3 protein-coding genes are annotated in these 4,148 nt (G+C 42.0%); all 3 read left to right on the top strand.

Annotation, left to right across the window (positions count from 1 at the left end):
- Nucleotides 1-379: 379 nt before the first annotated feature.
- The 3 genes from COY37_RS05080 (at nt 380) to COY37_RS05090 (ending at nt 3,450) form a co-directional block, all read left to right on the top strand.
- The gene (locus COY37_RS05080) at nt 380-1,147 is read left to right on the top strand and encodes a type IV toxin-antitoxin system AbiEi family antitoxin domain-containing protein (protein ID WP_286677513.1); all 768 of its coding nucleotides are present in this window, start codon (nt 380-382) and stop codon (nt 1,145-1,147) included.
- 171 nt (nt 1,148-1,318) lie between these two features.
- Nucleotides 1,319-2,962, top strand: a complete 1,644-nt coding sequence (locus tag COY37_RS05085; RefSeq protein WP_286677512.1) for an SWIM zinc finger family protein — start codon at nt 1,319-1,321, stop codon at nt 2,960-2,962.
- 65 nt (nt 2,963-3,027) lie between these two features.
- The gene (locus tag COY37_RS05090; RefSeq protein ID WP_286677511.1) at nt 3,028-3,450 is read left to right on the top strand and encodes a hypothetical protein; all 423 of its coding nucleotides are present in this window, start codon (nt 3,028-3,030) and stop codon (nt 3,448-3,450) included.
- Nucleotides 3,451-4,148: the final 698 nt, after the last annotated feature.

A 4,148-nucleotide genomic window follows, 5' to 3' on the forward strand; every position in this document is an offset into this window, starting at 1 on the left:
AATATGAAAGATTATGGTTACTGAGGCTTTATAGAGCCAAAATATCGGGTTGGAATAATTCAAACCCTCGGATAAGACGTAATTCGAACCACAAGGCAATAGCTTTGACAAGCCATTTTTTGTTTTGGAAAAAAGTTTGAAACCGATCCCTTGGTTTGCCGAAATTCTTTAAGTTGGCCGCACTGTCTAAAACAATAGATACAGGTCTATTATTTTAGACAGATATTTTTTAACCCCTCATGGCTCAGCGAAAGCTCTTCTCCCGGTTTTATGTATAACAGAAGGGGACTTGCCATATCTGCCTTAAAAACCTTTGTAATATATCCCGATTAGTATAAAGTATATTATGAAAGTGTCCATAAATAGGAACCTACGTGTTATGAAAAAGACGATTTTATCAAAAAAAGACTTGGAAATACTGGGAGAGACGATCTCTCGGCATGGCTATATCGTGAGCTTTGACGATTTACGGGTGCTGCTTAAAGATATCTCTTACAATGCGCTTAAGAAAAGGATTAGACTTTTAGTTCAAAGAGGCTGGCTGATTCGCATCAAGCGAGGGGTTTATGCTGTTGCCAGTCTTGAATCTCATAGCTTTTCGAACATCCCGCCCTTAGCAATATCTCGAGTCTTTGTTCCTGATTCTTACGTGTCGTTTGAGTTCGCTTTAAATTATCATGGGCACTTTGACCAGCTTCCCGATACAGTAACAGCAGTATCAACTTCAAACCCCAAAACATACCGTTTCCAAAACCTTGAATATCGGTTTGTTAAAGCCAAACCCGAAATGATGACCGGATACGTAGAGATAACAATTGATGGCCAGAAAGCTAGAGTGGCAGAAATTGAAAAGGCTTTACTTGATTTTCTACACTTTAGAAAGGATAGCTACACTGTTGATTTGGTGCTGGAGAAGTTAAAAGAAGCGGGCACTGATCTTGATTCCAAAAAACTAGCCGACCATGCAAAGCTTTATCCGATAACGGTTCAGAGAAGAATGGGCTTCCTTTTAGACATCGCCGGTATTGATTCTAATAAGCTCTATGAGAACATAAAAAATACGCCTGGGTTTGCCAAGCTCACCAAAAATTCGACTATATTTAACGCCAAATGGAGGCTCTACTTTGAAGATAGATTTGTTAAGTAGGGCTCAGCTCTTCATTGCCAACAAGAATAACTTTAAACAAGACTCCCATAAATTGCCTGCACTTAACTTTAGGGAAGGGTTTTAGACATGCAAATATCTATCAACGACTTGGAAAGTTTGATAGATCCGACAATCCTTCAAAGAGGCAAGGATTATTTTAGGCGCGGTCTAGTGGCAGAGCTGGAAGAGGTTGAAGAAGATAGATGGTCGGCTTTGGTTGAGGGCACACAAACCTATGAGGTTAGAGTTAAGCTTAAAGGCGACAGGATAGCGGAATCTTTGTGCGATTGTCCTTATGATTTTGGTCCTGTCTGTAAACACGAAGTAGCTGTGTACTTGGCTATTGGTAAAATTCTTGCGGGCGAGGATTTACCGGAGAAAAAGAAAAAACCCAGTCAGAGACAAGCCAAGCGGAAAACCGTTGCCGATAAGATAATCGGAATTGTGAAAAAACTAACCGAAGAAGAAATGCGGGAGATTATCTTAGAATATGCTTTGAATGATCGGGAGTTTAGGAACACACTTCTTGCTCGAAATTTGCTTAAGAAGGGTGAAGCTGGTGAGAATAAAAAGGAAGACTACAAGCGGATTATGAGGGATTCCTTGCGCTTAGGGATGGACCGCCACGGCTTTATAGGTTATTGGAGCAGCAGCCGAGCCATTAGAGGAATTGAAGAGCTGGTTTATGAAGCTGACAAGATGTTAGAACAACAAAAACCGGAAAGAGCCCTTCCAATTTATCAGGCGGCCATTGAAGAAACAGTTCCGGCCCTGCAATATGCCGATGATTCCAACGGCGATTTGGGTGGGGTTATTGAGTTATCGTTTGAAAAATTAAACGAGTGTGCCGAAGATATTGCAGACAAAAACGTTCGCAAAGACTTGTTTGAATACGCTCTTAAAGCTGCTAAGGACAAAATTTATGATGGTTGGTCTGATTGGCAATGGGAGTGGCTAGGAATCGCTTCAAAATTAATCGGCAACCTTGAAGAAAAGAAAAAATTACTTCAGAAGATAGATGAATTGGCCGCGGCTAGCCAGATAGAAGATTCATATTCCAGCAAATATGACCGGGAAAGGGCTGCCGAGCTTAAGTTAGAAATCTTAAAGAAGTGGGACCAGGAAAAGGTCTCTCAATTTATCGCCGATAATTTAGAACACACGCCGATTCGGCGCATTGCCCTTGAAGATGCCATCGTCCAAAAGGATTATAAGAAGGCTAAGGAGCTGGCCAAGGCGGGCATGGAGCTTGATGCCAAACGCGGTTATCCGGGCTTGGTCCATGAGTGGCTTAACTCGCTTCTAAGGATTGCCGAGCTTGAAAACGATGCAGAAGCCGTTAGAAAGTATAGTAAAGAGTTATTCTTCAAGGGTCATCACGAATTTAAATACTACGATAAGCTCAAAAGTACTTATTCTCAAGAAGAATGGCTGGGTGTAGCTGATAGGCTAATTAAGGAATTGATTGAGTCTCGAAACTGTGATACCTACATAATGGGCGAGATCTTTATTAGAGAAGAGAAATGGCCGGAACTTTTAGGTTTAATGAAGAGCAACCCGTCCGAGCATACGCTGGATTCATTTGGGAAATATCTAGAGGACCGTTTCCCGGACGATCTAATCGAAATTCATGAACTAGTGATAAGAGACATACTTAAGAGGACTTCGGGCCGTGCTGTCTATCAAAATGCTTGTCGGAGGCTTAGGCGAATGAAGAAGATGGGTGCCGGGGAAAGAGTCCTAAAAATGGTTGAAGAATTTAGGCGTACTTATAAAAATCGCCGAGCTCTTTTGGAAGAGCTAGAGGAGTTCTGAGTTACATTTCTATTTAAGAAGATGATTGTGAGTTGCTTAACCATCGCGCTATAGGGGACATATTTATGGAACAATTTATTACAAACCGAGAAGAATTAATTGATGATTGGAAAGCTGCTGCAAGCCATATCAAAGCTGAATTTGGCATCGAGAAAGCTATTGGGTATTTTGTAGGGGAGAAATTCTATAATCTTACAGAAGAAGTCAAGCGTTTACAAAGAGACAACAAAGATGATTCCAAAATCGTAAATAACCTTGAACGATTATTGTTTAGGTGTTCGCAAGAAATTATGGCAACATTCACGGAGCAGGAGCTAAATGACTACTTCAGATCAAATCCAAGGTTTGGTGCACTGGGCCATGTATTGAACGAAGATGGACATAGGTTATTTGTAGAAAAGGGGGCAGTAGAACATACGATTGACACCGAAATCGAAGATGCCCTAATTATGGGGGAAATGAAGAAATATTTAAAAGTTAATCCATAGCTACGGGATGCAATCGCAGATTACCCAGATGCTTGTCTTAACGACAACACTTGATTTTTCGAAAGCCGATAAGAGTCTATGCAATCAAACTGAGCAGTTGCCGCTAAGAATCCACATAAAATGTGTGTTATATCACTAAACATATCTTCTCCACTGGTTCGAATAGCGACCGATCCGGGGAGCTAAATGGAAGATTATGGCTTTGTAAAGCCATAATCTTTTTCTTCGTGCGCCCGGCAGGGCGCACGTACTTGAGGGTGAAAGTCCCTTGCAGGCCCGACAGGGGGAACTGCTAGCTAAACGGCAAGGGTGTCTACCGTGAGGTAGAATCTGAAGGAAGCCGAAGGCAAAACACTGGCCCGACGAACAGAAACCGCATAAGAGGCGCACATGTTGGATAAGAAGGCGAATTGAACCGCCCCGGGTATAATGGCTCTTATGCTTGGTATAACAGCGGCCTCTACGGTTATTATGAGAGAAACACCCTTTGTATGCGCGTTGAAAATTGGACCACGGGCACAGAGCAAATTAATAGTCCCTGGACCAACGCGTATTCTCAGGCCTATGCGCGAGCAAACTTCAATTTTGGCTTTGAATGGCTCTTATCCTGTATAATATATGACAGACCCGAGAATGTTTGGGTTAAAGTTAAGTACGATGGCACTGTATCCTGGAGCCCCAGTAGAAATTAAGATTGC

This window comes from Candidatus Aquicultor secundus, from assembly GCF_002791875.1.
In the GTDB taxonomy this organism is placed as follows: domain Bacteria; phylum Actinomycetota; class Aquicultoria; order Aquicultorales; family Aquicultoraceae; genus Aquicultor_A; species Aquicultor_A secundus.